The sequence below is a fragment of the Mycolicibacter nonchromogenicus genome (assembly GCF_002101775.1).
GTDB lineage: Bacteria > Actinomycetota > Actinomycetes > Mycobacteriales > Mycobacteriaceae > Mycobacterium > Mycobacterium nonchromogenicum.
On sequence record NZ_LQPI01000039.1, the window covers coordinates 45,537 to 71,915 of the forward strand.

27 protein-coding genes are annotated in these 26,379 nt (G+C 66.9%); 17 read left to right on the forward strand and 10 right to left on the reverse strand.

Annotated features, from left to right (window positions below):
• Positions 1–29 precede the first annotated feature (29 nt).
• A complete protein-coding gene (locus tag AWC18_RS08500; RefSeq protein ID WP_234806467.1) occupies positions 30–821 on the reverse strand; it encodes a serine hydrolase in 792 nt (263 codons plus the stop codon).
• 191 nt (positions 822–1,012) lie between these two features.
• Between AWC18_RS08500 and AWC18_RS08505 the strand changes: the two genes are divergently transcribed.
• Positions 1,013–1,438 (forward strand): DUF6636 domain-containing protein, encoded by a 426-nt coding sequence (locus AWC18_RS08505; RefSeq protein ID WP_064998062.1) that lies wholly within the window; start codon positions 1,013–1,015, stop codon positions 1,436–1,438.
• Between the two features lie 8 nt (positions 1,439–1,446).
• Here the strand turns inward: AWC18_RS08505 and AWC18_RS08510 are convergent, their stop codons facing one another.
• Complete coding sequence (locus AWC18_RS08510) at positions 1,447–2,157, reverse strand: DUF3298 domain-containing protein (RefSeq protein ID WP_234784461.1); 711 nt, start codon at positions 2,155–2,157, stop codon at positions 1,447–1,449.
• 278 nt (positions 2,158–2,435) lie between these two features.
• Between AWC18_RS08510 and AWC18_RS08515 the strand changes: the two genes are divergently transcribed.
• Positions 2,436–4,316: an ABC transporter ATP-binding protein gene (locus AWC18_RS08515; RefSeq protein WP_085138406.1), complete on the forward strand. Its 1,881-nt coding sequence runs from the start codon at positions 2,436–2,438 to the stop codon at positions 4,314–4,316.
• Positions 4,317–4,347: 31 nt separating this feature from the next.
• Here AWC18_RS08515 and AWC18_RS21060 read toward each other — a convergent pair whose 3' ends face one another.
• From AWC18_RS21060 to AWC18_RS08525, 3 genes are all read right to left on the reverse strand, one after another.
• Positions 4,348–4,518, reverse strand: a complete 171-nt coding sequence (locus AWC18_RS21060) for a lasso RiPP family leader peptide-containing protein (RefSeq protein ID WP_109560027.1) — start codon at positions 4,516–4,518, stop codon at positions 4,348–4,350.
• An 87-nt stretch (positions 4,519–4,605) separates the two neighbouring features.
• Positions 4,606–6,372, reverse strand: coding sequence for an asparagine synthase-related protein (locus AWC18_RS08520; RefSeq protein ID WP_085138407.1), 1,767 nt, complete (start codon positions 6,370–6,372; stop codon positions 4,606–4,608).
• Entirely contained in the window at positions 6,369–6,992 is a 624-nt protein-coding gene (locus tag AWC18_RS08525; protein WP_064998065.1) for a lasso peptide biosynthesis B2 protein, read from the reverse strand. The genes AWC18_RS08520 and AWC18_RS08525 overlap by 4 nt, the downstream gene beginning before the upstream one ends.
• Before the next feature lie 325 nt (positions 6,993–7,317).
• Between AWC18_RS08525 and AWC18_RS08530 the strand changes: the two genes are divergently transcribed.
• Positions 7,318–7,815, forward strand: coding sequence for an Rv1419 family lectin (locus AWC18_RS08530; protein WP_064998066.1), 498 nt, complete (start codon positions 7,318–7,320; stop codon positions 7,813–7,815).
• Between the two features lie 24 nt (positions 7,816–7,839).
• On the opposite strand, the gene fadD17 is transcribed toward AWC18_RS08530, so the two are convergent.
• Positions 7,840–9,357, reverse strand: a complete 1,518-nt coding sequence (gene fadD17 / locus AWC18_RS08535) for a long-chain-fatty-acid--CoA ligase FadD17 (RefSeq protein WP_085138409.1) — start codon at positions 9,355–9,357, stop codon at positions 7,840–7,842.
• A 29-nt stretch (positions 9,358–9,386) separates the two neighbouring features.
• Here fadD17 and AWC18_RS08540 point away from each other — a divergent pair, with 29 nt between their 5' ends.
• A complete protein-coding gene (locus tag AWC18_RS08540; RefSeq protein WP_420093320.1) occupies positions 9,387–9,905 on the forward strand; it encodes a nuclear transport factor 2 family protein in 519 nt (172 codons plus the stop codon).
• Between the two features lie 18 nt (positions 9,906–9,923).
• Here the strand turns inward: AWC18_RS08540 and AWC18_RS08545 are convergent, their stop codons facing one another.
• A complete protein-coding gene (locus tag AWC18_RS08545) occupies positions 9,924–11,021 on the reverse strand; it encodes an acyl-CoA dehydrogenase family protein (protein ID WP_064998068.1) in 1,098 nt (365 codons plus the stop codon).
• Positions 11,022–11,055: 34 nt separating this feature from the next.
• On the reverse strand, positions 11,056–12,234 hold the full coding sequence (locus AWC18_RS08550; protein ID WP_064998069.1) for an acyl-CoA dehydrogenase: 1,179 nt from the start codon (positions 12,232–12,234) through the stop codon (positions 11,056–11,058).
• A gap of 192 nt (positions 12,235–12,426) precedes the next feature.
• On the opposite strand from AWC18_RS08550, the gene AWC18_RS08555 reads away from it, so the two are divergent.
• From AWC18_RS08555 to AWC18_RS08615, 13 genes are all read left to right on the forward strand, one after another.
• Entirely contained in the window at positions 12,427–12,621 is a 195-nt protein-coding gene (locus tag AWC18_RS08555) for a ferredoxin (protein ID WP_064998184.1), read from the forward strand.
• Positions 12,622–12,698: 77 nt separating this feature from the next.
• Positions 12,699–13,610 carry a 3-oxoacyl-ACP reductase gene (locus AWC18_RS08560; RefSeq protein ID WP_085138410.1) on the forward strand — a complete coding sequence of 304 codons (912 nt, stop codon included), beginning with the start codon at positions 12,699–12,701 and terminating at the stop codon, positions 13,608–13,610.
• 239 nt (positions 13,611–13,849) lie between these two features.
• Entirely contained in the window at positions 13,850–14,614 is a 765-nt protein-coding gene (locus AWC18_RS08565; protein ID WP_046286802.1) for an MlaE family ABC transporter permease, read from the forward strand.
• Positions 14,611–15,453 (forward strand): MlaE family ABC transporter permease, encoded by an 843-nt coding sequence (locus AWC18_RS08570; RefSeq protein ID WP_064998071.1) that lies wholly within the window; start codon positions 14,611–14,613, stop codon positions 15,451–15,453. Before AWC18_RS08565 ends, AWC18_RS08570 begins: the two co-directional genes overlap by 4 nt.
• Before the next feature lie 40 nt (positions 15,454–15,493).
• On the forward strand, positions 15,494–16,666 hold the full coding sequence (locus AWC18_RS08575) for an MCE family protein (RefSeq protein ID WP_064998072.1): 1,173 nt from the start codon (positions 15,494–15,496) through the stop codon (positions 16,664–16,666).
• Entirely contained in the window at positions 16,666–17,703 is a 1,038-nt protein-coding gene (locus AWC18_RS08580) for an MCE family protein (protein WP_085138411.1), read from the forward strand. Before AWC18_RS08575 ends, AWC18_RS08580 begins: the two co-directional genes overlap by 1 nt.
• Positions 17,690–18,748: an MCE family protein gene (locus AWC18_RS08585; protein WP_085138412.1), complete on the forward strand. Its 1,059-nt coding sequence runs from the start codon at positions 17,690–17,692 to the stop codon at positions 18,746–18,748. The genes AWC18_RS08580 and AWC18_RS08585 overlap by 14 nt, the downstream gene beginning before the upstream one ends.
• Entirely contained in the window at positions 18,745–20,076 is a 1,332-nt protein-coding gene (locus tag AWC18_RS08590) for an MCE family protein (RefSeq protein WP_064998075.1), read from the forward strand. Before AWC18_RS08585 ends, AWC18_RS08590 begins: the two co-directional genes overlap by 4 nt.
• Positions 20,073–21,260 carry an MCE family protein gene (locus AWC18_RS08595; RefSeq protein ID WP_085138413.1) on the forward strand — a complete coding sequence of 396 codons (1,188 nt, stop codon included), beginning with the start codon at positions 20,073–20,075 and terminating at the stop codon, positions 21,258–21,260. Before AWC18_RS08590 ends, AWC18_RS08595 begins: the two co-directional genes overlap by 4 nt.
• Positions 21,261–21,266: 6 nt before the next feature.
• Positions 21,267–22,964 carry an MCE family protein gene (locus AWC18_RS08600; RefSeq protein ID WP_085138414.1) on the forward strand — a complete coding sequence of 566 codons (1,698 nt, stop codon included), beginning with the start codon at positions 21,267–21,269 and terminating at the stop codon, positions 22,962–22,964.
• Positions 22,961–23,629: an Rv1363c family protein gene (locus AWC18_RS08605; RefSeq protein ID WP_085138415.1), complete on the forward strand. Its 669-nt coding sequence runs from the start codon at positions 22,961–22,963 to the stop codon at positions 23,627–23,629. The genes AWC18_RS08600 and AWC18_RS08605 overlap by 4 nt, the downstream gene beginning before the upstream one ends.
• Complete coding sequence (locus tag AWC18_RS08610; protein WP_085138505.1) at positions 23,626–24,114, forward strand: mammalian cell entry protein; 489 nt, start codon at positions 23,626–23,628, stop codon at positions 24,112–24,114. The genes AWC18_RS08605 and AWC18_RS08610 overlap by 4 nt, the downstream gene beginning before the upstream one ends.
• A 17-nt stretch (positions 24,115–24,131) precedes the next feature.
• The gene (locus tag AWC18_RS08615) at positions 24,132–24,671 is read left to right on the forward strand and encodes a hypothetical protein (protein WP_085138416.1); all 540 of its coding nucleotides are present in this window, start codon (positions 24,132–24,134) and stop codon (positions 24,669–24,671) included.
• Here the strand turns inward: AWC18_RS08615 and AWC18_RS08620 are convergent.
• Both AWC18_RS08620 and AWC18_RS21640 read right to left on the reverse strand, forming a co-directional pair.
• A complete protein-coding gene (locus AWC18_RS08620) occupies positions 24,668–26,158 on the reverse strand; it encodes an alpha,alpha-trehalose-phosphate synthase (UDP-forming) (RefSeq protein ID WP_085138417.1) in 1,491 nt (496 codons plus the stop codon). The two genes, AWC18_RS08615 and AWC18_RS08620, sit on opposite strands and share 4 nt — an antisense overlap.
• Entirely contained in the window at positions 26,159–26,332 is a 174-nt protein-coding gene (locus AWC18_RS21640; protein WP_164517933.1) for a hypothetical protein, read from the reverse strand.
• Positions 26,333–26,379 lie beyond the last annotated feature (47 nt).

The window sequence follows — 26,379 nt, forward strand, 5'->3', positions numbered from 1 at the left end:
CTGGCGGGTAACACGGTGTTAACGCCAAACTACCCGCCGCAGCGGCCCCCCGGTAGCTCGGCGGCGTGGGCACTGAGCCACTCGGTCATCTGGTTGAGCGCCGCAATCCCGGACCCGAAGCTGCCGTCCTTGGGTTCGGCGGCCAGCGCCACCGCGAGCAACCCGGCCGGCGTGCCGACGACGCCGAACTGCCGCACCAGATAGCCGCCGCCCCGGCCGGGGCCCCAGCCGCCTTTGGTCGGGGCGCCGATGCCGGCCAGCCCCCAACGCTGGTCGGGAACGGTGTTGCGCATCAGGCTGTAGACGGTTGCGGCGGCAGCGGACATGCAGGGGAGATGGGCGGCAAACACCGCTTGGCGGGCCAGCGGCCACTGGGTCTGGCCGAAGGCGCTGAACTCAGGACGCAGTCGCCGGGATTCAACCGCGGTGCCGGCGTCGCCGCCGGCCCGCAGCACGGCCTGCACCTGTTGCGCCGCCTGGGGTGCCGGACCCAGTGAGGACCACAACTGCTCGGCGGCGTCATTGTCGGACGCCGTGATGGCCCGCGCGGCCAGGTCGGCAGCGTTCGGGCGGTTGGCGTGTAGCGCCGCAATCGCCAGCGGGACCTTGATGGTCGACCACGCGACGCCGCTCTGCAGAGAACCCAGCGTGGCCACCTGGTTCTGTCCGACCGGCGCATAGGCGATACCCACGTTGCCCGGAATGGTGTTGGCCAGCTGCGCGAAGCTGGCCTGTAACGGCTCTGCGGAGGCGGGGGAGGCCAGGGCCACGCCGGCGGCGGCGGCCAGGATCGCGGCGAGCACGCGGCGGGCAACATGCATTGGCTCAGTATTGCCTGCGGTGGGCGTGGAATGCGGATGACGACGGCGGAGTGTCGGACCTGTCGGCGTGCAGCGCGTCGCGAGCCCACGATAGGTGGACAACCGGCCGAATCCGGACCCTCAAGGCCGTGCGAGCAGAAAGATTCGCGTAAAACCTTACGGTCGTCTATTTTCGGCTATCTTGGGGCAGCATGAAAGCAGCGCTCGGTGCGGCCGCGGCCCTGGTCACTTCGGTGCTCGGCATGGCGCCGCCTGCGCTGGCGGACGAGGATCTGCATTTCTTCAAATCCCCGAGCGGAAACATCTCGTGCCTGATGTACCCGCCGGACCATGTCCGGTGCGACATCAAAGAACGTGATTGGTCGCCGCCGCCGCGGCCGGCGGACTGCCCGAGCCAGACCGGGTACGGGCAGGGCATCAACATCGCCGCCACCGGCAGGGCCGAGTTCGTCTGTGCCGGTGACACGACGTTCGAGCCGACTGCGAGAACCCTCAACTACGGTCAGAGTGACCGCTCGGCCACGCATGTGTGCACCAGCGAGGCGTCCGGCATCAGGTGCGAGAACCGGGAGGGCCACGGCTTCGTGATCTCCCGCGAGTCCTACGACCTGTTCTGACAGCGGTTTCAGCGCTGCGCGAGTGCCGTCATGTCAGGTGCCAGCACATCGGTCAGCGATGACCACGGCACGGTGATGACCGGCGAGCCGTGTCCGAACTGGTAGTCGGCGAAATGGATTTCGAGCCCCTCGGCGGTCGGAATCCAGTTCGCGAAGTTCTCCGCGATGGGGCGGTTGCCCGGTTCGTCGGACATCGGCTCGCCTCCGCCGTAGACGGTCGGCCAGATCCGTTTGGTCTGCTCAGAAAGCCGGTTGAGGCCATCTTGCTCGTCGTTGAACAGATCGCGCAGCGTGATCGGTTTGGCGCTGCGACTGTCGATGACGACCGTGCTCACATAGTTGGTCGGATGCGCTGCGCCTTTGGCGTAGTAGACGCCGCTGAGAACCTGGGCGATCGCGGTGGGCCGAAACGTCACAGCCGGCCGAATCTCAAGGCTCCACGAAGAATTCGCATCGGCGTCCGCACGCACCTGATCGATCTGATAGCGGGCCGATGCGTTGCCGGCTTTGTTGAACGTCTCGGCCACCCGTGGGTCGCCATCGGATATCCGGCCGACTTCGGCGTGCCAGTGGCCCCTGCCGTCGGCGGTGGCTCCCTCCAAGGGAGCGATCGTGACGGTATAGCTCTTTCCGTTGGAGATCTGCGAGTCCTGGCCGGCAGCCGGCGATGGACTGGCGGAAGTCAGCGCCGTCGAGGTGACCACGAGCTGATGACCCATCGCGACGTGCGATTCAGTGTTTCCGCAGGAAGCCGTCGACACCGAAAGTGCGGCAATGACAGCTGCGGTCAGGGGTGTCGTGAAGGCGTGCGGCGTGCGGCGGCCGGTTGGCTGGTGAAGGGGCACCCAGAGATCATCTCACCGGTGCGTGAACGTGATGCGTGGTTTTTGCTGATCAGCGCTGCACGGCGCAGCGAACGGAGATCGCGGAGAACCCACCCGTCAGCGGATGCCATTCTGTCATCGTGGACGCGGAATCGTGATCGAGGAGCGGGTCGATGTACATACGCCGCAGTTTGACCATGCTGCACGCGGTCCGCGGGTCGGTGCTGTGCTGCGTCGTGCTGGGGTTGTTCGTCACGGCGCTGCCCTTTGTGTCCAATGCTGCCTTCGGCCCGCTGATGCAGGCCGTAGCCGTCGCAGGGATGAACGGGAACCTCTCGGATGTATGGGGAATGCAGGGTGCGTTGCTGAGTCGTGAGAGCGGTGCCGCCTCCGGCCCGCTCGACTGGCTGACGACACCACTGAATTTCACCGTACTGCTGAGTGTTTGGGCGGGTGCTTTGGTGCTGGCGCAAGCGCTGGGTTTCGTCAACGCGTGGATCGGCGCGCATGTCGAGCGCAGACTTCTGGCCGCGATTCTGCAACGCGTACACGACCACGTTCAATCGCTGTCCCTGGACTTCTTTGTCGGCACGCGCAGCGGTGCCCTGATTCAGCGTGTGCAACTGGAGGCGCCCTGTGTCCAGCGGTTGTTGACCGACTGCGTCCTCCCACCGGTTGTCGACGCGGTGGTGTTGGTCCTCGCGCTCGGGTACCTCCTGACGCTGTCCTGGCAGATGACGGTGGTGTCGCTGGTTCTTGCGCCCCTCGCGCTCACGGCTCTGCGCTACGCGGGCAGCAGGCTCCAGGTGGTGACGCAACGCGCCATGATGGCAAATCGGGCGATGAGTGCGGAATTGGCCGAGACCGCCAGTGGTATCTCGGAGATTCAGGTGTTCAACGCCCAGCGCCGCCGCAGCGAGATGTTCGGCGAATCGGCGACGTCGGCGACGAAGAACATGGCCGCGATGCGGGTCTGGATGCAGGCATCGACCAACGGCGTTCAGGTCTTTATCGCGCTGAGCACCGTCTTGGTGCTCGTGAGCGGGATCGCGTGGGGCGGCCGGTGGGGTCTCAGCTTCGCCGGCCTGGTGGTGTTCGTCGCGTATGTGCCGACGATGTTTGCGGCCGTGCAGCGAATGGTGCTGGCGTATACGACTTACCAGTCGATCCTGCCCCATGTGGCCTCGACTTACGATCTGCTCGACACCGAGCCGACGGTGCGGGAACTCCCCGACGCCGTCGCATTGCCCGAGATCAGGGGTGATGTGGTGTTCGAGGACGTGTGCTTCGGCTATTCGCCGCAACAGCAGGTTCTGAACGGGCTGTCATTCTCGGTCGCCGCGGGTGAGACGGTGGCGCTGGTCGGACCGATCGGATCAGGAAAATCCACTGTCTTCAACCTGCTGCTCCGTTTCCTTGAACCGCAGCGTGGCCGGATTTTTCTGGATGGCAACGATATCCGTGAGGTGACGTTGCACTCGTTGCGCGAACAGGTGTCCAAACTGGCGCAGTTCCCGTTCTATCTCAAGGACACCATCCGACAGAATGTTCGACTGGGCAGACACGATGCCGGCGACAGTGACATCGAAGACGCCTGCCGATCGGCCCACGTCCATGCGGTGATCGTCGACCCGGCCAAAATGCGGGACGGCTACGACACCGTCATGGACGTCGAGGTGCCGTCGGGAGGGCAGAAGCGGCTGATCGCCTTCGCGCGGTGCCTACTTCGCCGGCCGCAGGTACTGCTGCTCGACGAGCCGACGGAGAACCTGGATGCCGATCAGCGAGCCCGCGTGACCGCCGTGATCCGGGAATACGCCGATGCCCGCACCTGTCTGGTGATCAGCCACGACATGGACTTCATTGCGGCAGTGGCCGATCGGATCATCGTGTTGAACCACGGCAGAGCCGTGGAACAGGGCACCCATGCGGAGTTGATGGATCGTGGTGGCCTGTACAAGCAGCTGTATGACGCCGACAACGCGGACTCCGCCCTACTCGAGCGCAGCGCTCAGGTAAAGGAGGCGACCCGTCGGGCCGCCGCGCTCGACTGACCGCTGCGGCGAGGCGGCCCGCCAGGGGTGCTCAGTCGCGTGGGGGCAGCGGTGCCGCGGTGTCGGGAGTGTCGAAACTGCGCTGGTACCAACCCATGTAGCCGTAGCCGGTGCTGCTGTCCGACAGGTAGTTTCCGCTGCCCTGTGTGGTGGCGCGGACGTCTCCGATACGGACGACCTGCGGGGGCGAGTAGGAGCGCATGGACGACCTCCAATGATCGGTTACGCGCGGGCTTGGCCTACGAAAGTGTACTTGTCGCCGCCGAGCGAGACGGGGTGTTTGGACGAATCAACGTCTAACCGCCCCGGAGGCTCCGGTCAGGAGGGCGGGAGCGCCCGCATGATGCAGGTGGCGCAGCCAGATCTCGATCTGGATTGCCGTGTAGAACTGTGCGACCGCGCCGATGCGCCCGGTGGCGCGCAGCGCATCGGTCCATGCGCCGGTGTCGGCGTAGCCGCGCTCCACGAGCTCGGGGCGCTCGCCCAGGAACTCCCGCCAACGCGGGTGGCGTTCGAACCCGTGCAGCATCGCCTCGTCCGCGATCGGTTTCGAGCGCCGCCGAAGGACCTGCTCGCTGACCAGTCCCGCGAAGGCGTACCGCTGTACCGCTCGGTCCACCCGCGGATCCACCGCGATGTTCCACGGCGTGGCAAGCGCCAAGTCGATCACCGGTGGCGCCAGCAGTGGATGCCGCAGTTCGTAAGTGGCCGCAGGGAACTGGTGGCGGCTTCGGGCGAACTCCGCGCCGCGCAACACGTTCTCCACAACGGCCTGACCGTGGACTGTCTGCGCCCGGATCGTTGTGGTGACCTGCGCGCGGCGTTGCAGGTCATGGCCCTCGACGTAGTCGCGGCGTAGCCAGGGCGCGGCTTCGGCGATGTGCGCCGACGGTTGTAGCGCAAGGGTCCGTCCGCGTCGCCATCGGCGCCGTCCTTCCAGTGCCGCGCGGCGCAGCCAGAACGCGGCGGAGCGTCCGAGTCCGGACTCGGCACTCCACCGCAGCGTTTCGCGCCGTAGTTGCAGCAGCTGTCCGGTCCGCAGTAAGTCGGCCAGGTACCAGGGCAGCAGGCCCGCGAAGAACACCGCGTCGCCGCCCTCCCCGGTCAGCAGAGTCGATAGGCCCAAGTCTCGCCCGACGGCTTCTTGCGCGGCGCTCGGAGCCCAGTTGATGATTCGGCGCGTGGGCGCCGGCAGGAAGACGCCCAGTTCCGGTCCGGCGGTGAAGGTGCCGTGCTCGGCGGCGTCGATGGGATGCCACGAGGCCGGAGTCGTCTCCAGGGCGGCCTTCATCCACGCCGACTCATCGCTGCCCGGGTAGCCGGGATGGATGAAGCTCAGCGCCGCCACCGGTGCCATACCGGTGGCGGCAGCCAAGACCGTCGAGGTGTCCAGGCCGCCCGACAACTCCACCGCCTGGGCGCCGTCGGCGGACAACGCTCCCGCGACAGCACCCTCGACGGTCTCTCTCAACAGTTCTTGATGGGCGCCGAATCCCTCGTCAATGGGATCCGTCGTTGGTCGCCACCCGCCGCGCAGCCGGGGGCGGCCGGCGTTGCAGGTGGCGAATTGGCCCACCTGCAGCCGTCGTATGCCGCGGTACGGGGTGTGCGGGCCCAGATGCATGCCGGTGCTGAACAGGTCGGCCAGGTACTCGTCGTCCACGTCGCGCCAGGCCTGGGTTTCGCGGGCCAGGGCTGCTAAGTCGGTCGACACCACGGTTCCGCTCGGCCGTGCGGCGTAGTACAGCGGCCGCAGGCCCATCCGATCCCCGATCAGTACGGCGTCGGGCCCGTTCACGACAACTGCCGCGTATTCGCCGATGATGTGCTCGACGGTGTCGGTCTGCCACCGCCGAAGCCCGGCTTCCACGATCTGGCCGAACGACGCCGAGGGGGAGAGATTCAACGTGGCGCGCAGCGGCGCCGGATGCGCGAGGTAGCCGTGAAACCAGACCGCGGCGTCGCCGACCGCCTCGTACTGCGGCCAGCCCTGTATCGGTGCCCCCGCCTCGGTGGGCAGCGATACCAGGAATCCCTGCAGGGCTGGTGGCATCATGCCCGCTGGATAACGGTGAAACGGTGCAGGGCGGAATCACTCTCGTTGAGCGCGACGCCGTCCAACTCCACCCAGGCATGGGCTTCGAAGGGATACAGCGCCACGCCTATCACGTGCTGGGCCGGCCAGCCGGCTGCGCGAAGAAAGCTGGTCAGGGCGAGCGAACGCGGTAGACAGTCCAGCGGCGCCTGGCGGGCGGGATAGAGGCCCTCGGCGGTGAAGAAGCGCTGTGTCGTCAGCCGCACGTCAGCCCGCGGCTCGGTGGGGTCGGCGAGTGGGCGGGTGCGCTTGCAGTAGGCGGAAGCGAAACTCTTTCGCAGGTCGCGGTCCGCGGCGGCCCTTTCGGCCAAGGCGCGCATGATCGTTGGCCTGCGTCGCGCTGCCCGGACGGCGGCAGGTGGCGGCGTGCGGTGCGGGGCGGGGACCAATCTGCCGGCGGCCATCTGCGACGCGGCGAAGTCGGCGGTGTCGGCAGCCACGGCAGCCGCCGGCACTCCATAGGTTTCGGCAAGGGCGGCGAAGTCGCGCTCTGCCGGTGGCCGGGTGAGCTGGACCCACATGGCGGTGCCGATCTCGTCCACCACGTCGTAGACACCCGTGGAGAGGTCCAGCAGTACCAATCGGTCGGCTACCTGCGCGCACCGCAGGGCCGGTGCGGGGGCCAGTTGGGGCGGTGAGGAAGGTCCAGGATTCGGCACTGTGCTGGGCGACTGTCGGATGATGGGCCAAGAAGGCGACGGGAGCCGCCCAATGGTGTAGTTATACGCCCGAATTTCCGAAATGGGGGGGGAATGCCGGATCCGGACCTCGACGGTGCGGCCGGCGTGCAACACCTCGGTGCGGCGGCACCCGCGGGGATTTAGGCGTTTGCGGCCCATGAACTGCGGTCATGGTGATAGGAGTGGCTGGATCGGCGCCGCCGCGGCCGAGAAGAGGGAGCGAACCATGCATCCGTTGAAGTCGATGGCCGTTGCTGGCCGGGCTCTTGTGGTTGCCGGGACGGTGCTGGCCGTCGCGGTGGGGATCGCCGGCGTCGCAGCCGCCGACGGCCCGGTCACATTGCGCAGCCGGCTCGGCGACTTCTGTCTGGACGCCCCCAGCGCGAACTATTTCGCTGCGGTGGTGATCAACCCCTGCGGTGATTCGGACACCCAGCGCTGGTACCGCAACGGCAAGCAGCTGCAGAACGTGGCCTTCCCCGGGGGGTGCCTGATCAACCCGGCGGTAGCTGCCACAAATACGGCGGAGATGAGCGTGTTCGCGCATCTCGGACCGTGTGCCGGAATGTGGCCTCAAGACTGGAATTTCGACCCCAACGGCCAGGTCAAGAATGACACGGGCTGGTACTGCCTCACCGTCCTCGGCGGACCGGGGCCCGGAACGTGGGTCTCCACCCGCTACTGCAATGGGGACCCGAGCCAAGGCTGGGATGTCATCTCCTGAGCCGGCCGGCACCAACAGGAGCGACTATCGGGAGATCCGAAACACCGGATCGGCACACTCGGTGCCCTCGGCGGACAACACCCGCTTGAGCACCTTGAAGGTCTCGGTACGCGGCAACTCCGCGGCCACCCGTACATAGGACGGCCACTGCTTGGGGCCCAGGTCGGGCTGCTCGGCCAGGAATGCGCGGAAGTCGTCGACGTCGAACGACGCCCCTCGGGCCGGCACCAGTGCGGCCATCACCTGATCGCCCACTGCGGGGTCCGGGATGGGATATACCGCCACTTGGGCGACAGCGTTGTGGCGCAGCAGAATCCGCTCGATGGGGGCGGTCCCCAGGTTCTCGCCGTCCACCCGCATCCAGTCGCCGAGCCGGCCGGCGAAGTAGGCGTAGCCGGCCTCGTCACGGTAGGCCAGGTCGCCGGAGTGATAGATCCCGCCGGCCATCCGCTCCGCCTCGGCCTCGGGATCGCGGTAGTAGCCGCGGAATTGGCCGCGCCCACTGGCATTCACCAGCTCCCCGACCACTCCGGGCGGGCACTCTTCGCCGGTCTCGACGTCGATGATGGTGTTGCCGTCCACCAGTGGCCCCAGTGCCCCGGGCGGGGTGTCCGGGGTGCGCCCGATCGCCACACCCCCCTCGGTGGAGCCGAAGGCGTCGATCACGGTGCACCCGAACCGGGCCGCGAACCGTTCCAGGTCCCGGGGCGCACCTTCGTTGCCGTAAAGCAGTCGCAGCGGGTTGTCGGCGTCGTCGGGTGCTGCTGGAGTGGCCAGCACATACGACAGCGGTTTGCCCACGTAGTTGGCGTAGGTGGCGCCGAAGCGGCGCACGTCGGAAAGGAAACCGGAGGCAGAGAATTTGCGGCGCAACGCGATCGACGCGCGGGCGGCCACCGCCACCGACCAGCCCGCCATCACCGCGTTGGAGTGGAACAGCGGCATCGACAGGTAGCAGACGTCCGACGGGCCCAAACCGAATCGTTGCGAGAGCATTATCCCCGGGAACGCCGCCTTCCACTGCGTGCAGCGCACGGCCTTCGGGTCGCCGCTGGTACCCGAGGTGAAGATCAGCATGAACAGCTCGTCGGGATCGGCGTCCCGAAAGGACACCGGCGTGTCGTCATATCCGGCCAATTCCGATTCCCACGAGGGTGATTCGACATCGATCATGCCTGAGACCGTGACGTCGGCGGTGTTGTCGGCCAGTACCAGCTGGCAATCGGCGTGGGCCACGTCGCGCTCCAGCGCCGCGCCCCGGCGGGTGGGGTTCAAGCCCACCGGCACGATGCCGGTCAGTGCCGCCGCCACCAGCATCGTCGAGAAGAACGGCGTATTGCCCAGCAGCACACCGACATGCGGCGGCTTATCCGGATCGAGGCGGGCTCGCAGCGCGGCGCCGAGTCGGGCACCGGCGGCGATGTGGTCTCGCCAGCTGACGAAGGTGTCCTCGAAGAAGACGCCGCGGTCGTCCACTTCGGCCAGCTGCGCCAGCAGTGCTGTGACGGTGGACTGTTCGTCGAGGGGGGCTGGGGCTGACATGGTGATCAGATTAGTGATGCAATAGAGCGGTGACTGATTCGCAGGCCTTCAACGCCGCAGACGCCATAGCCGCCCTGAAGAAAATCGCCGACATCGACGCCATCAAGGCAGTCAAGTACCGCTACCTGCGGGCCTTGGACACCAAGCACTGGGACGACTTCGCGGCCACCCTGGCCGAAGACGTCACCGCCGCCTACGGCCAGTCGATGGGCAGCAAGCACACGTTCGACGACCGTGACTCGCTGGTGGAGTTCATGCGCAACTCGCTTCCCGGCAACGTGATCACCGAGCACCGGGTCAACCATCCCGAGATCGACCTCACCGGCCCGGACACCGCCACCGGAATCTGGTACCTGCAGGACCGGGTGATCGTTCCCGACGTCAACCTGATGCTGATCGGCGCAGGCTTCTACCACGACACCTACCGCCGTACCGCCGACGGCTGGAAGCTCAGCCACACCGGATACGAGCGGACCTACGACGCCACCGTGCCCCTGACCGATCTGCCGGGATTCCACGTGTCGTTCGGGGAGGCCCTGAACCGCTGAGCCGCCCGGCCCAGCCAACTACGCAGGCGTTTCGGCCAGTTCGCGGCCGATCGCCAGCAGCTGTCCCGTGGCGCCGCCGAGCGCGAACTCGGTCTGCTTGGCGGCCAGGAAGTAGCGGTGGATCGGGTGGTCGATGTCGATACCGACGCCGCCGTGAATGTGAACGATGCTGTGCGCCACCCGGTGGCCGGCCTCGGCCGCCCAGAACGCGGCGGTGGCCACCTGGGTGGTCGCCGGCAGACCCTCGCTGACCCGCCACGCCGCCTGGGTCAGCGTCAGCCGCAGCCCCTTGACGTCGATGTAGCCGTCGGCCAGCCGCTGCGACACCGCCTGGAAGCTGCCGATCGGCTTGTCGAACTGCTCGCGCTCGCGGGCGTATTCGGCAGTCAGGGCCAGGCCGCGCTCCAACACTCCCAGCTGGTAGGCGCTGCGGCCCAGGGCCGCCACATTGACCAGGTGGTCGAGCACGTCGGCCCCACCCACCAGGCGGCCGGCCTCCACCTCGACTCCGGACAGCTCCAAGTGGCCCACGCTGCCGCGACCGGTGGTGGCCAGCGAAGTCACGGTCACACCGGGATCGGCGGAGTCGATCAGGAACACCGCTGCACCCGAATCGGTTTCGGCCGCCACCAGGAAGGCGTCAGCGACCGAAGCGAAACCGATCTGCGTGCGGGTGCCGGTGAGCCGGTACCCGTCACCCGCGGCGGCCGCCCGGACCGGGCCCTCGCCCATCTCCCCGTCGAGCGCGACGGTGAGGATCTTCGTCCCGGCCACGGCCGGAGCGCCCCAGGCCTGCTGCAGCTCTGCGGAGCCGAACTTGGCCAGAGTCTCGGCGGCCAGCACCACCGACTCCAGATAGGGCACCGCGGCCAGCTGGCGGCCGAGCGCGGTCAGGATCGCCGCTTGTTCCAGCACGCCGAACCCTCCGCCGCCGAGCGGCTCGGCGGCCGCGCTGGACACGACGTCGGCGTCGATCAGTTTGCGCCACAGTTCGGTGTCGAAGCGCTGCTGCAGTGCGTCGAGCTCGCGCTGGTGCTCCGGCGTGCACACCGAGTCCACGATGGTGCCGACCAGACCCGAGAGGTCGTCAGATGCTTCGGTAGTGGTGAAGTCCATGAGTCCTTGCCTCCAAAGTCCTTGGGTATGTGGGTCAGCGGTTCCGGGGCAGGCCCAGGGCCACCATGCCGATGATGTCGCGCTGCACCTCGTTGGTGCCGCCGCCGAACGTCAGGATCAGGCAGGCCCGGTGCATCCGCTCCACCCGTCCGCGCAGCAGTGCGCCGGGGGAGTCCTGGCGCACGGTGGCGGCGGTGCCGAGCACCTCCATCAGCAGGCGGTAGGCCTCGGTGGCCAGCTCGGTGCCGAAGACCTTCGCCGCCGAGGCGTCCGCCGGGGAGGGTGCGGCCTTGTCGGATGAGGCCAGCTCCCAGTTGATCAGCTTGAGCACTTCGGCCTTGGCCAGCACCCGTGCCAGGTTGAGCTGCACCCACTGCGAGTCGATGATCCGGTTGCCGTGAGCGTCCTTGGTGTTCTGAGCCCACTGGCGGACCTCGTCGAGGGCCACGAAGATCGGCTGCGCGGAGACCAGCGCGACGCGCTCGTGGTTGAGCTGGTTGGTGACCAGCTTCCAGCCCGCGTGCTCCTCGCCGACCAGGTTGGTCACCGGCACCCGCACGTCCTGGTAATAGGTGGCGCTGGTGTCCGGGCCGGCCATGGTGTGCACCGGGGTCCAGGAGAATCCCTCGGCGGTGGTGGGCACGATCAACATCGAGATGCCGCGGTGCTTCTTGGCCTCCGGGTTCGTGCGGGCCGCCAGCCACACGTAGTCGGCGTAGGCGATCAGCGAGGTCCACATCTTCTGGCCGTTGATCACATACTCGTCGCCGTCACGTACCGCGGTGGTGCGCAGCGAGGCCAGGTCGGTGCCGGCGCCCGGCTCGGAGTAACCGATCGCGAAGTGCAGCTCGCCGGCGGCGATCTTGGGCAGGAAGAACTTCTTCTGCTCGTCGGTGCCGAACGCCATGATCGTCGGCGCGACGCTGTTGATGGTCAGGAACGGCACCGGGGCACCGGCGATCGCGGCCTCGTCGGTGAAGATCAGCTGATCCATCGGCGAACGCGCCTGTCCGCCGTACTCCTTCGGCCAGCTCAGCGTCAGCCAGCCGTCCTTCCCCATCTGGGCCACGGTCTCCCGGTAGACGTTGCCGGTGCCGTACTCGCCCTGGGTCGAGCTGAGAGCCTCACGACGCTCTGGTGTCATCAGCGTGGTGAAGTAGGACCTCAGTTCGCTGCGCAGCTCTTCTTGGGCCGGCGTGTAGCTGATCTGCATCGGGGGAGTCCTTCGCTGGTGATCGGTGTCACGATAAGATTCTGGTCCGACAGCCGTTGTAACACGTTCTAGTCCCGGGGTCCAACGGCCCTAGCGGCTCGGGTGGAAGAGCTGTCAGATCGTATGGTGACACTAGTGGATGACGGCGGCCGGAAACGCTCGGTCGGCGCACGGCCCTTACAGGAGAATGTCATGCGAGTTGAGGTAGACCTGGATCGTTGCGAGGGCAACGCGATTTGCGTCGGAATCGACCCCGACCTGTTCGATCTGAACGATGACGAGCAGGCGGAGGTCAAACTCGCCCCGATCCCGGCCGACCGGGAAGCCCACGCGGAGCAGGCTATCGCCGAGTGCCCGCGGGCCGCGCTGCGCCGGGTCGACGACTAGCCTCCGACTGGCCAAGACTAGAGGTATTCATAACCGCCGGTGCCGACGAGCGCGCCGGTGACGCATAAGGAGCGTGCATGACTGACAACACGATCGATCTGACCGGCAAGGTCGCAGTGGTGACCGGCGCGGCCGCCGGCCTGGGCCGAGCAGAGGCGATCGGGTTGGCGCGCTCCGGGGCGACGGTGGTCGTCAACGACATCGCGCCGGCACTGGAGTCCTCCGATGTCATCGACGAGATCGCCGCCGCCGGCGGCAAGGGCGTACCGGTGGCCGGTGACATCAGTCAGCGGTCCACGGCCGACGAACTCGTCAGCACCGCCGACGGTCTGGGCGGGCTGAGCATCGTCGTCAACAACGCCGGGATCACCCGTGACCGAATGCTGTTCAACATGTCCGACGAGGACTTCGACGCCGTGATCGCCGTCCACCTGCGTGGCCATTTCCTGCTGACCCGCAATGCCGCGGCCTACTGGCGCCAGAAGGCCAAGGAGACGGAGTCCGGCGCCGTCTACGGCCGCATCATCAACACCTCGTCGGAGGCCGGCCTGATGGGCCCGGTCGGGCAGGCCAACTACGGCGCCGCCAAGGCGGGCATCACCGCGCTGACGCTGTCGGCCAGCCGGGCGCTGAGCCGCTACGGGGTGACTGCCAACGCGATCTGCCCGCGGGCCCGCACCGCGATGACCGCCGGGGTGTTCGGCGAGGCCCAGCTGGGTGAGGGCGAGATCGACCCGCTGTCGCCCGAGCACGTGGTGACCCTGGTCCGGTTCCTGGCGTCCCCGGCCTCGGCGGCGGTCAGCGGTCAGGTGTTCGTGGTCTACGGACCTGAGGTCACCCTGATGGCCGCGCCGACGGTGGAACGCAAGTTCAGCGCGGACGGGCAGGCGTGGGATCCGGCCACACTCTCCGGGACCCTGGCCAATTACTTCGCCGGCCGGGACCCGGCCCGGACGTTCTCCGCGTCCGAACTGATGTCCGACGATTAGAACAAAATTAGAACGCGTTACAGCGAGGTGTGCGTCACAATACGCTGTGACCAGCACGAATATCTCAGTAACCCCGGCAAAACGGGTTCTTTGACACTGCGAACGTGTTCTAGTTACTATGATCCGGCTCACGCGGGGCGGCGTTGGAATTATACGAACGACGTCGGGCGCACGAGGTTGCCGGATACAGTTTTGCGACCGCCGATGCCCAGGAAGCCTCACCGGGGGAAGGACGTGCCTTGATCGAACAACTCACGGTTCCGGCTCGGGCCGTGGGCGGGTTCGTCGAGATGTCGCTGGAGACGTTTCGGGCGATGTTCCGTCGGCCGTTTCAGTACCGTGAGTTCCTCGATCAGACCTGGATGATCGCCCGGGTGTCACTGCTGCCGACGGTGCTGGTGGCGATCCCGTTCACGGTGCTGGTGGCGTTCACCCTCAACATCCTGTTGCGTGAGATCGGCGCCGCCGACCTGTCCGGCGCCGGAACCGCGTTCGGCACCATCACCCAGCTGGGCCCGGTGGTGACCGTGCTGGTGGTGGCCGGCGCGGGCGCGACCGCCATCTGCGCGGACCTGGGCGCCCGGACCATCCGTGAAGAGATCGACGCGATGCGGGTGCTCGGGATCGACCCGATCCAGCGCCTGGTGGTGCCCCGAGCGCTGGCCTCGACGTTCGTGGCCTTGCTGCTCAACGGTCTGGTGTGTGCGATCGGCCTGGTCGGCGGCTACGTGTTCTCCGTCTTCCTGCAGGGCGTCAACCCCGGCGCCTTCATCAACGGCCTCACCGTGCTCACCGGGCTCGGCGAGTTGGTGATGGCCGAGATCAAGGCGCTGCTGTTCGGCACGGCGGCCGGCCTGATCGGGTGTTATCGCGGGCTGACCGCCAAGGGCGGGCCCCAGGGCGTAGGCAACGCGGTCAACGAGACCGTGGTCTACGCCTTCATTTGTCTGTTCGTCATCAACGTCGTCATGACCGCGATCAGCGTTCGGGTGCTGGTCAAATGAGCTATGACGCCACGCTGCGGTTCCGGCGCCTGTTCCGTGGGGTGCCCAAGGCCGTTGACAACTTCGGCGAGCAGGCCCTGTTCTACGCCGATTCGATTCGCTATGTCCCGAATGCGCTGACCAAATACCGCAAGGAAACCGTCCGGCTGATCGCCGAGATCACCATGGGCACCGGCGCGCTGGCCATCATCGGCGGCACGGTCGGCGTGGCCACCTTCTTGACCCTGGCTTCCGGCGGGGTGATCGCCGTGCAGGGCTTCTCCTCGCTGGGCAACATCGGTATCGAGGCGTTGACGGGCTTTTTGTCGGCCTTCCTCAACGTGCGGATCGTCGCGCCGGTGGTTGCCGGGATCGCACTGGCGGCCACCATCGGGGCCGGAACCACCGCCCAGCTCGGCGCCATGCGCGTCGCCGAGGAGATCGATGCCGTCGAATCGATGGCCGTGCACGCGGTGTCCTACCTGGTGTCCACCCGGCTGGTGGCGGGCTTGATCGCCATCATCCCGCTGTATTCCCTGTCAGTGCTGGCGGCGTTCTTCGCCGCCCGTTCCACCACGGTGTTCATCAACGCGCAGTCGCCGGGCCTATACGACCACTACTTCGACACCTTCTTGATCCCCACCGATCTGTTGTGGTCATTCCTGCAGGCGATCATCATGTCGGTCGCGGTGATGCTGGTACACACCTATTACGGCTTCAACGCGGCCGGTGGACCGGTCGGTGTCGGCATCGCAGTCGGACAGGCGGTGCGGACTTCACTGGTTGTGGTGGTGGTCATTACGCTGTTCGTTTCACTCGCTGTGTACGGCGGGTCCGGCAACTTCAACCTTTCGGGCTAGCAAGGGAATACAGGTGGAAACGGGATCTAGACGTACCCAGGTGCGGATTGCTGCGGCAATCCTGGGTGCGATCCTGCTCGCCGCCACGGTGTTCACCTACCTCTCCTACACGTCCGCGTTCACCACGACCGGCAAAGTCACCGTCACCTCACCACGCGCCGGTCTGGTGATGGAACAAGACGCCAAGGTCAAGTACCGCGGTATCCAGGTCGGCAAGGTCAAGTCGATCGCCTACCAGGGCGATCAGGCCAAGCTGTCCCTGGCGATCGACAGCGCCGCCCTGCAGCAGATCCCGTCGAACGCCGCCGTGCACATCGCCGGAAACACCATCTTCGGGGCTAAGTCGGTGGAGTTCATTCCGCCGCCGGTGCCGTCGGGACAGACACTGCGCAACGGGGCCAACGTGGCGGCCTCGGCCGTGCAGCTCGAGGTGAACACGCTCTTCCAGAAGCTGACCGATGTGCTGGACAAGGTCGACCCGGTGCAGCTCAACGGCTCCGTCAGCGCGTTGGCCGAAGGTCTGCGCGGCAACGGCGACAACCTGGGCGGGCTGCTGTCGGGGTTGAACAGCTACCTCGGAAAGATCAATCCGAAACTGCCCCAACTGCAGTCGGGACTGGCCAAGACCGCCGTCGTCGGCAACATCTACGGTGACGCCGCGCCCGACCTGGTGACGATCTTCGACAACGTCCCTACGATCAGCACGACGCTGGTGGATCAGCGGGAGAACCTGAGCAACGCGCTGCTGGCGACCACCGGACTGGCCAACAACGGCTACGACACCATCGCCCCGGCCGCCGACGACTTCATCGCCGGTATTCAGCGGTTCCGCGCCATGGGCAGCCTGCTGGCCGAGTACTCGCCGGAGTTCGGCTGCCTCCTCAAGGGAATCGAGAAGGCCCTGGAGCGTTTCGGCCCGTCGCTGGGCGGTACCAAGCCGGCTTTGTACGTGCAGTCCAGCTTCATCCCGGGCGCACCGGCCTACACCTATCCGGAGAGCCTGCCGGTGGCCAACGCGACCGGCGGACCCAACTGCCGCGGCTTGCCGGACCTCCCGAGCAAGCAGTACGGCGGTTCCTGGTTCCGGTCACCGTTCCTGGTGACCGACAGCGCCTACATCCCATTCCAGCCCAACACCGAAGTGCAGTTCGACGCCCCCTCCACAGCACAGTTCCTCTTCAACGGGGCATTCGCGGAACGGGATGAATACTGATGTCGCCGCGCAGCACTCTGATCAAGGTCGCGATCTTCTCCGTCGCCATGTTGCTGGTGTCGGCCGGCCTGGTGGTGGTGTTCGGCGAGTTCAGGTTCGCCTCGAACAACACCTATCACGCCGAATTCTCCACCGCGTCCCGGCTCAAGGGCGGCCAGGACGTGCGGATCGCGGGCATCCCGGTGGGCACGGTCAAGCGCGTCGAGCTGACCCCGAACAACAACGTCAAGGTCACCTTCGACCTCGACAAGCGCTACCAGCTCTACGATTCGACCCGCGCGCTGATCCGGTACGAGAATCTGGTCGGCGACCGCTATCTCGAGATCGCCGCGGGTCCTGGTGACATGCGCAAGTTGCCGCCGGGCGCCACCATCGCCCAAGACCACACCCAGCCGGCCCTGGACCTCGACGCACTGCTGGGTGGAATGCGCCCGCTGCTCAAGGGCCTGGACGGCGGAAAGATCAATGAGATCAGCAACGCGATCATCGAGCTGCTGCAGGGGCAGGGCGGAGCCCTGACGCAGATGCTGGCGAGCACCAGTTCGTTCACCACCACGCTGGCCTCTCGTGACCAACTGATCGGCGACGTGATCAACAACCTGAACACGGTGCTGGCCACCGTCGACGAGAAGACTGAACAGTTCGACGCCACCGTCGACCGGCTGCAGCAGCTCATCACCGGCCTGGCCCAGGGCAAGGATGCGATCGCGGGCGCGATCGGGCCGCTGTCCTCACTGGAGAACGACCTGACCGACACGCTGCGCCGTTCCCGGCGTCCGCTGCAAGGTGTCATCGAGAACGTGCGGCCACTGGCCACCGTGCTGGACAAGCGCAAGCAGGAGCTGAACGACGTCATCGATCCGCTGGAAGAGAACTACCTGCGCCTCAACGCCCTGGGCGCCTACGGCTCGTTCTTCAACATCAACTACTGCACCGTCGCGATGAAGTTCAACGGCCCCGCCGGCAGCGACATCATCCTGCCGATGGGCGGCCAGAACGACACCAGCAAGGGGAGGTGCTCTCCTGTCAAGGAATGACGGCGTAAACCCGGTTCGCACGGGTCTTTTGGGCATCGCACTGGTGACGTTCCTGGTGCTGGTGTCGTTCGGCTACACCAGTTTGCCGTTCTGGCCGCAGGGCAAGAACTATCACGCCTACTTCGCCGACGCCGGCGGGATCATTCCCGGCAACGACGTGACGGTGTCCGGTATCCGGGTGGGCAAGGTCAAGTCGGTGGCGCTGGCCGGGGCCAGCGCCAAGGTGGACTTCACCGTGGACCGCAAAGTCCGGGTGGGGGATCAGTCGCTGGCCGCCATCCGCACCGACACCGTGCTGGGCGAGAAGGCGCTGTCGGTCACCCCCGCAGGTGCCGGCTCGGTCACCGTGATCCCGCTCGAGCGCACCCGCGCTCCGTACACGCTCAACAACGCCCTGCAGGACCTCGGCGGCAATGTCGCGGATCTGGACAAGCCGCGCTTCGAAGAGGCACTCCAGGTACTCACCGACTCCATGCGTGAGGCGACGCCCCAGCTGCGCGGCGCGCTGGACGGGGTGGCCGCGTTGTCACGCAGCCTCAACCGCCGTGACGAGGCGTTGGGGCAGTTGCTGAATCACGCCAAGGTGGTCACCGGTGTGCTCAATCAGCGTGCCTCCCAGGTCAACCAGCTGGTGCTCGACGGCAACCAGCTGTTCGCCGCGCTGGACGAGCGCCGGCAAGCCCTGGGCGCCCTGATCGGCGGCATTGATGATGTCTCGCAACAGCTTTCCGGTTTGGTGACCGACAACGAAAAGGAGATCGGTCCGACCCTGAAGAAGCTCAACCTGGTGCTGGACAACCTGATCGAGCGCCAGGACCGGATCTCCGGGGCGCTGGACCGGTTGCCCGGCTACGCCACCACACTCGGCGAGGTGGTGTCCTCGGGGCCGGGCTTCCAGATCAACCTGTACGGACTGCCGCCGCCCACCATGTCGGAGGTCCTGCTCGACATGTTCTTCCAGCCCGGCAAGCTGCCCGACAGCCTCGCCGACTACCTGCGTGGGATGATCTCTGACCGCACCGTGATTAAGCCGAAGTCACCATGACGCGCCGAACCGCACGCATCGCTGTCGCCGGGGCGCTGGCCGTACTGCTGGCCGCCGCCGCGTATATCGTGCTGCCCGCGCAGCGCAGCTACCGCATCACCGGCTACTTCGCCTCGGCGGTGGGGCTGTACCCGGGTGACGATGTTCGGGTGGTCGGGGTTCCGGTCGGCCGGATCGAGTCCATCGAGCCGCGCGCCGAGAACGTCAAGATCACCATGACGGTGAACAAGGACGTGCCGTTACCGGCCGATGTTCATGCGGTGCTGATGGCGCCGAATATCGTCTCGGCCCGGGTCGTGCAGCTGACGCCGGCCTATACCGAGGGCGAGAAGCTTGCCGACGGGGCCGTCCTGGGCGAAGACCGCACCGCGGTCCCGGTCGAGTGGGACGAGATCAAGCAGGAGCTGACCCAGCTCAGCGCCCAGTTGGGCCCCGAAGACGGCAAGCTCAACGGCGCCCTGAGTGCCTTCATCAACCAGGCCGCCGACACCTTCGACGGCAACGGCGACTCGTTCCGCAACGCACTGCGGGAACTGTCGACCACCACCGGACGGCTCGGTGACTCGCGCACCGACCTGTTCGGCACCGTCAAGAACCTGCAGGTCCTGGTGGAGGCGCTCTCGGGCAGCAACGAGCAGATCGTGCAGTTCACCGACCACGTGGCCGCGGTGTCGGGAGTGCTGGCCGACAGTACGGTCGACCTGGACGTCACGCTGGGCACCCTCAGCCAGGCGCTGCGCGACGTGCGGGGCTTCCTGCACAACCACAACGACGCGTTGATCGAGCAGGTCAACAAGCTCTCGGAGTTCACCAAAGTACTCAGTGACCAAAGTGAGAACTTCGAACAGGTCCTGCACATCACCCCGCACGGCCTGGTCAACTTCTACAACATCTACAACCCGGCCCAGGGTTCGCTGTCCGGTCTGCTGTCGCTGCCGGACTTCGCCAACCCGGTGCAGTTCATCTGCGGCGGCGTCTTCGACGTCGGTTCGGTGCCGGACAACTTCAAGCGGGCCGAGATCTGCAAGGAGCGGATGGGACCGGTCATGCGCCGCTGGGCGATGAACTTCATTCCGCTGCTGTTCCACCCGATCAACTCGATCACCGCCTACAAGGGCCAGATCATCTACGACACCCCGGAAACCGAGGCAAAGGCTCAGACGCCGGTGCCCTACCTGAAATGGCTGCCCGCCCCGGGTGTCACGCCGCCGAGCACCGACGACGTCGCCGCGCTGTTCCTGCCGCCCGAGACGGGGCAGTTGGGCACCCCGCCCGGACCCACCGGTCCGGCTCGGCCCGGTGCCGGCGCACCACGGGAGGGCGGATGAGCGTGCAGTCGGTTGCCGGCGCGCTGCGGCGGTACGGTCGGCGAGGTGCGGTGCTCGGCGCCGGAACCCTGCTGCTGTCGGGTTGTCAGTTCGGCGGTCTGAACTCCCTGAACATGCCGGGAACCGCGGGGCACGGCCCGGGGTCCTACAGCGTCACCGTGCAACTGCCCGACGTGACCACCCTGCCGCAGAACTCGCCGGTCATGGTCGACGACGTCACGGTCGGCAGCGTCTCCGGTATCCAGGCGGTGCAGCAGCCCGACGGCAGCTTCTATGCCGCGGTCAAGTTGTCATTGGACGGCCACGTTCACCTGCCGGCCAATGCCATCGCCAAGGTGGCGCAGACCTCGCTGTTGGGTTCCCAGCACATCGAGCTGGCCGAGCCGACCGACCAGCCGCCGGTGGGCAGGCTCGCTGCAGGGGACGAGATACCGCTGAGCCGGACCGGGCGTTACCCCAGCACGGAAGAGGTGCTGTCGTCACTGGGCGTGGTGGTCAACCAGGGCAATCTGGGTGCGGTGCAGGACATCACCGAAGAGGCCTACGCCGCGGTGGCCGGCCGGGTCGGCACCCTGGCCGAGCTGGTGCCGCGACTGGCGGAACTCACCGCGTCGCTGGACCAGCAGGCACGAGAGATCATTGCCGCCGCCGACGGACTGAACCGGGTCGGCGCGACGCTGGCCCGCAGCGCCCCCAGCCTGGCCCGGGCGCTGGAGACCATGCCGGCGGCGTTGCAGGTGCTCAACGACAACCGCTCCAACATCGTCGATGCGTTCGGCGCGCTGCAGCGGTTGGCCGTGGTCGGATCGCGCATCATGAGCGAGACCAAGGAAGACTTCGCCGCCGACGTCAAGGACCTGTACCCGATCGTCAAGGCGTTCGCCGACAACGCCAACGAATTGGTGACGGCGTTCCCGTTCATCCCGACCTTCCCGTTCCCGTCGATGTATCTGCGCAATGCGGTGCGCGGCGACTTCCTGAACGTCTACACCACCTTCGACATGACGTTGCGGCGGTTCGGCGAGTCGGTCTTCACCACGGCGGGATTCGACCCGAACATGCCACACATGCACGAGATCCTGAACCCGCCCGACTTCTTGATCGGCGAGATGGCGAACCTGTCCGGTCAGGCCGCCGACCCGTTCAAGATCCCGCCCGGCACGGCTGTCCACTATGAGGAATGACCTGCGATGCTGACCCGCCTCGTTCGAATCCAGCTCGGGATCTTCTCCGTGGTCACCGTGCTGGCTGTCGGCGCGATCGCGATCCTGTATCTGCATGCGCCGAGCCGGCTGGGCATCGGCACCTACCGGGTGACGGCCGACTTCATCGGCGGTGGCGGCATCTACCAGGCCGCCAACGTCACCTACCGCGGTGTGACCGTGGGCCGGGTGGAGTCCGTCCGGCTCAGTGACCACGGTGTCGACGCCGCGATGCGCCTCAACAGCGCCACCAAGATTCCCGACAATGTCACCGCGACGGTCAAGAGCATGTCCGCGATCGGTGAGCAGTTCATCGACCTGGTGCCACCGCCGGGCGAACCGGCCGCGGGGGTGCTGCACAACGGCGCGCGCATCGGCCAGGACCGCACCGCGATCGGCCAGGACATCGCCGGCATGCTCGACCAGGCGCAGTCGCTGGTCAACAGCATCGGCAACAGCCGCCTGCGGGATCTGCTGCGCAGCGCCTTCGAGGGCTTCAACGGGTCGGGGCAGGAACTGGCCCGGATGATCGCGTCGTCGCGGCAACTAGTCGATGAAGCCAACGCCAACTTCGATGCGACCGCGACGCTGATCGATCAGTTCGAACCGTTCCTGGACGCGCAGATCCGCGGCGGCGACGACATCAAGAAGCTGTCCCGGTCGCTGGCGGCGGTCACCACCGAGGTGCGCAACGCCGACCCGCAACTGCGCGAGGTGCTGCAGACGCTGCCCAGCGTCGCCGATGAGGCGAACACCACCTTCGACGGTATCCGGGCGTCCTTCCCGACCCTGGCGGCCAGCATCGCGAACTTCGGTCGCGTCGGAGTCATCTACCGCCCCTCCATCGAGCAGGCGCTGGTGGTGTTTCCCGCATTGATGGCGGCGCTGATCACCGTCGCCGGTGGCGTGCCGATGGAAGAGGGCGCCAAGCTGGACTTCAAGATCGACATGCACGACCCGCCGCCGTGCACGGTGGGCTTCCTGCCGTTCACCGAGATGCGCTCGCCGGCCGACGAAACGGTCCGCGACCTGCCAAAGGGGTTGTACTGCAAGGCAGCACAGAACGATCCGACTGCGGTCCGCGGCGCGCGCAACTACCCGTGCATGGAATATCCTGGCAAACGCGCACCCACGATCCAGCTCTGCCGCGACCCGCGGGGCTTCGTGCCGATCGGGAGCAACACGTGGCGGGGCCCGCCCGTTCCCTACGACACGCCGATCACCGACCCGCGCATGTTGACGCCCATGAACAAGTTCCCGTACATCCCGCCGTCGGCCGACTACGACCCGGGTCCGCCGGTCGTCGCGCTGCCGCCGGGGGTGCCTGCGGGTCCGGGGCCGGCGCCCAACCCGCCGTTCCCGCTGCCGTACCCGCCGAATGAGCTCACCCCCGACCCGCCGGCGCCGTGGCCGTACTACGCGCCGCCGGACCAGAACATGCCGACCAGCCCCGGCGGCAACGGTGGCCTGCCCGCCTACGGCCGTGACCCCGCGCCGGGACCGGCTCCCGGTCCTGCTCCCGGGCCGGCTCCCGCCGAGGCCAGCGGCGTCGGCTACAGCAGCTATGACCGGAGCGGAAAGTTCGTGGATCCGGCCGGCAACACCGGGGTGTTCGTCTCCGGATCCGACAAATGGCTGCCCGCAGAGAACTGGGCGGACCTGATGCTCGCACCGAGGCAGACGTGAGCGGATCAGGCGACGCGAAAGTCCGACGCCGGGCCTCGCGTGCGGCTGGACCGGCCGGCGACGCCGCCGAAACAGCCACCGCGGTAAGCATTCCCGTCCCCAGTCCGGCGACGGTACGGGCGGTGCGGCCGGCCGGCCCACCGCCGCGGCGGCTGCCCAATGCGCGACAGACCGCCAAACTGGCGGGCATCGCTTTGCTGGTGGCCTCGGTCCTGCTGGGCGGGGTGGTCACCCTGCTCGGGGTGCAGCACCGGCATGCCGATGCGGCGCACGAACGCGATCAGCGATTCGTCGACACGGCGGTGCAGACGGTGCTGAACATGTACACCTACACACCCGACACCATCAGCGAGCAGGTGGACCGCTTCGTGGCCGGCACCAGCGGCCCACTGCGCGACACGATGGCGGCCAACGCCGAAAACCTCAAAGCCCTGCTGCGAGAGACCAAGCACAGCTCCGAGGCGGTCATCAACGGCAAGGCGCTGGAGGGCATCGATCCCGTCGCCGGCAACGCTTCGGTGCTGGTGGCGATCCGCGCCACCGCCACCGACGCCGACGGGGTCAACAAGCCGTCGCAGCCCTACGCGCTGCGGGTGATCGTGCATGAGGACGACAACGGCAACATGACCGCCTTCGACCTCAAGTGGCCGGGGGGCAGCGGATGACACGCCGGTGGTGGGGGCTCGCCGTCCTCGCGGCGGTGCTTGCCGGGTTCGTCGGTTTGGGAGCCGCGGCGGGATCGCTGTATTGGAGCCGGGTTCAGGCGCGCGGTGAGCAGATAGCGCGTACCGAGTTGGTCCAGTTGGCGAAGGACGAGATCCCCAAGGTGCTGGGCTATGAGTACAAGACGGTGGAGCGCAGCCTGACCGAGACCTACCCGATGTTCACCGGCGACTACCGCCGCGAGTTCGAGGCGCGCGCCATCAACGAGATCATTCCGCAGGCCCGCGAGAAGCAGTTGGTGAACCAGGTCGACGTGGTCGGCGTCGGCGCCATGGCCACGCGGCGAACCTCGGGTTCGGTGCTGGTGTTCGTCAACCGCACCGTGACCGGCAAGTCCAAGGAGAAGTACTACGAGGGCAGTCGTCTGCGGGTGGACTTCCGCAAGGTCGACCGCAAGTGGCTGATCAGCAATATCGTGCCGATCTAGCTGAAAGGATGAGCGCCATGGGGAAACTCGTTCGGGGGCTGGGTGTCTTGGCTGCGGCGATCACGGCGGCTACGGGGCTGGCGGTACAGGCCGGCGCCGATGACGATGCGATACCGGAAGGCACCATCGAGGGCGTCTACACCTACAACGACGGTGTCAAGACCGCGACCTGGAAGATCTACCCGCTGTGCGTGCCGACCGTCGGTGACGGCCGGGTCCCGTATCACACGGCCCTCGGGTGCAAGCTGCAGGTGGAAAGCAACGGCCCGCCGGGACAAGCCGGGGCGTACCGGCTGGCCAACGGCCAGTGGACCTACAAGACGCCGCTGCTGGCGGGCACCCGGTGCTCGGACGGCAGCACTGCCGCCAGCGAAGAGATGTACCAGTTCGACACCTCCCTCAGCGGCACCTACACCCATGCGCACAACGCGGTGTGCGGGATGCAGCCCGGGTTGGACAAGCGGCCGTTCACGCTCACGTTCGTCTCGCCGCTGCCGGTCCCGGTCATCCACTACCCGCTGAACTGTCAGGACAATCCGATTCACCTGTGTAGCTAGCGCCGACCGGGCGCCGGCGGTGTCGGCTGAGCTACTCCGGCGGAGTTGGCGAGTGCGTCCAGGAAGGATCGGGCCCAGCGGTCCACGTCGTGGGCCAGTACCTGACGGCGCAGTGCCCGCATGCGTCGGCGGCCTTCTTCGGGGCTCTGATTCACCGCTGATTCGATGACGTCCTTGACGCCCTCGAGATCGTGCGGATTCACCAGGTAGGCCTGCCGCAATTCCGCTGCGGCGCCGGTGAACTCGCTCAGGACCAGGGCGCCGCCCAGGTCGCTTCGGCAAGCCACGTATTCCTTGGCGACCAGATTCATCCCGTCGCGCAATGGGGTGACCAGCATGACGTCGCTGGCCACGAAGAAGGCGATCAGTTCGTCGCGGGGGACCGGGCGGTGCAGGTAGTGCACCACCGGATGGCCGACCTCGCTGTATTCGCCGTTGATATGGCCCACTTGGCGTTCGATGTCGTCACGCAGGATCTGGTAACTCTCCACCCGTTCCCGGCTCGGAGTCGCCAGCTGCACCAGCACGGTGTCGTCGCGCTTGGCGCGTCCCTCGGCCAGCAGCTCGTTGAACGCCTTGAGGCGAACGTCGATGCCCTTGGTGTAGTCCAGGCGGTCGACGCCGAGCAGGATCTTGCGCGGATGGCCCAGCTCGGCCCGAATCTCCTTGGCGCGGCGCCGGATCGCGCGTTCTCGTGCCTTGCGATCGAGTTCGCCTGAGTCGATCGAGATGGGAAAGGCTCCGACCCGCGCGGTGCGGTCGGGCAGCCGCACCTCGCCGAACCGGCTGCGCACCCCGATCGATCCGCGCGAGGTTTCCGCGCCGGCCAGGTTACGGGCCAGGTACAAGAAGTTCTGGGCGCCGCCGGACAGGTGGAAGCCGACCAGGTCGGCGCCCAGCAGACCGTCGACGATCTCGGCGCGCCACGGCAGCTGCATGAACAGCTCCACCGGCGGGAACGGGATGTGCAGGAAGAAGCCGATGGTCAGGTCGGGACGCAGATCCCGCAGCATCTTCGGTACCAGCTGCAACTGGTAGTCCTGAACCCAGACCGTGGCACCCGGTGCGGCGGCTCGCGACGCGGCGTCGGCGAAGCGCCGGTTGACGTTGACGTAGCGGTCCCACCACTGCCGTTGGTAGATCGGCTTGACGATCACATCGTGGTACAGCGGCCACAAGGTGGCGTTGGAGAACCCTTCGTAGTACTCGGCGATATCGGTGGTGTCCAGCGGGACCGGATGAAGCCGCAGATCTTCAATGTCGATCGGCCCGTCGGGCGCATCCTGGCTGCCGGGCCAGCCGACCCAGGCGCCGCGGCGCTTGCGCAGCAACGGCTCCAGCGCCGTCACCAATCCGCCGGGACTGCGTTTCCACTCCGTCGTCCCGTCTGGAAGCACCTCGATGTCGATCGGCAGCCGGTTGGCCACTACGACGAAATCGGACTCGCCCGGTTCGTGCGGCGGTCCGAGGCGCCCCGATTCCGGCATCTACGCCCCGTTCTTGTCGGGTGTCGCGGGCCCGATCCCCAGCATGGACAGAAACACCCGACACTCGTCGGCGTCCTCGGCATAGGCGGCAACCACGCGCCTGGCCTGACGCGCGGTGCTGTCGGCCAGCGGTTCCACGTCCTCGATATCGGCGGGTTCGGATTTAGCAGGCATGACTCGACTCTAGCGAAGTGCGCGCTGTGTCACACCTGGCTCCGGCA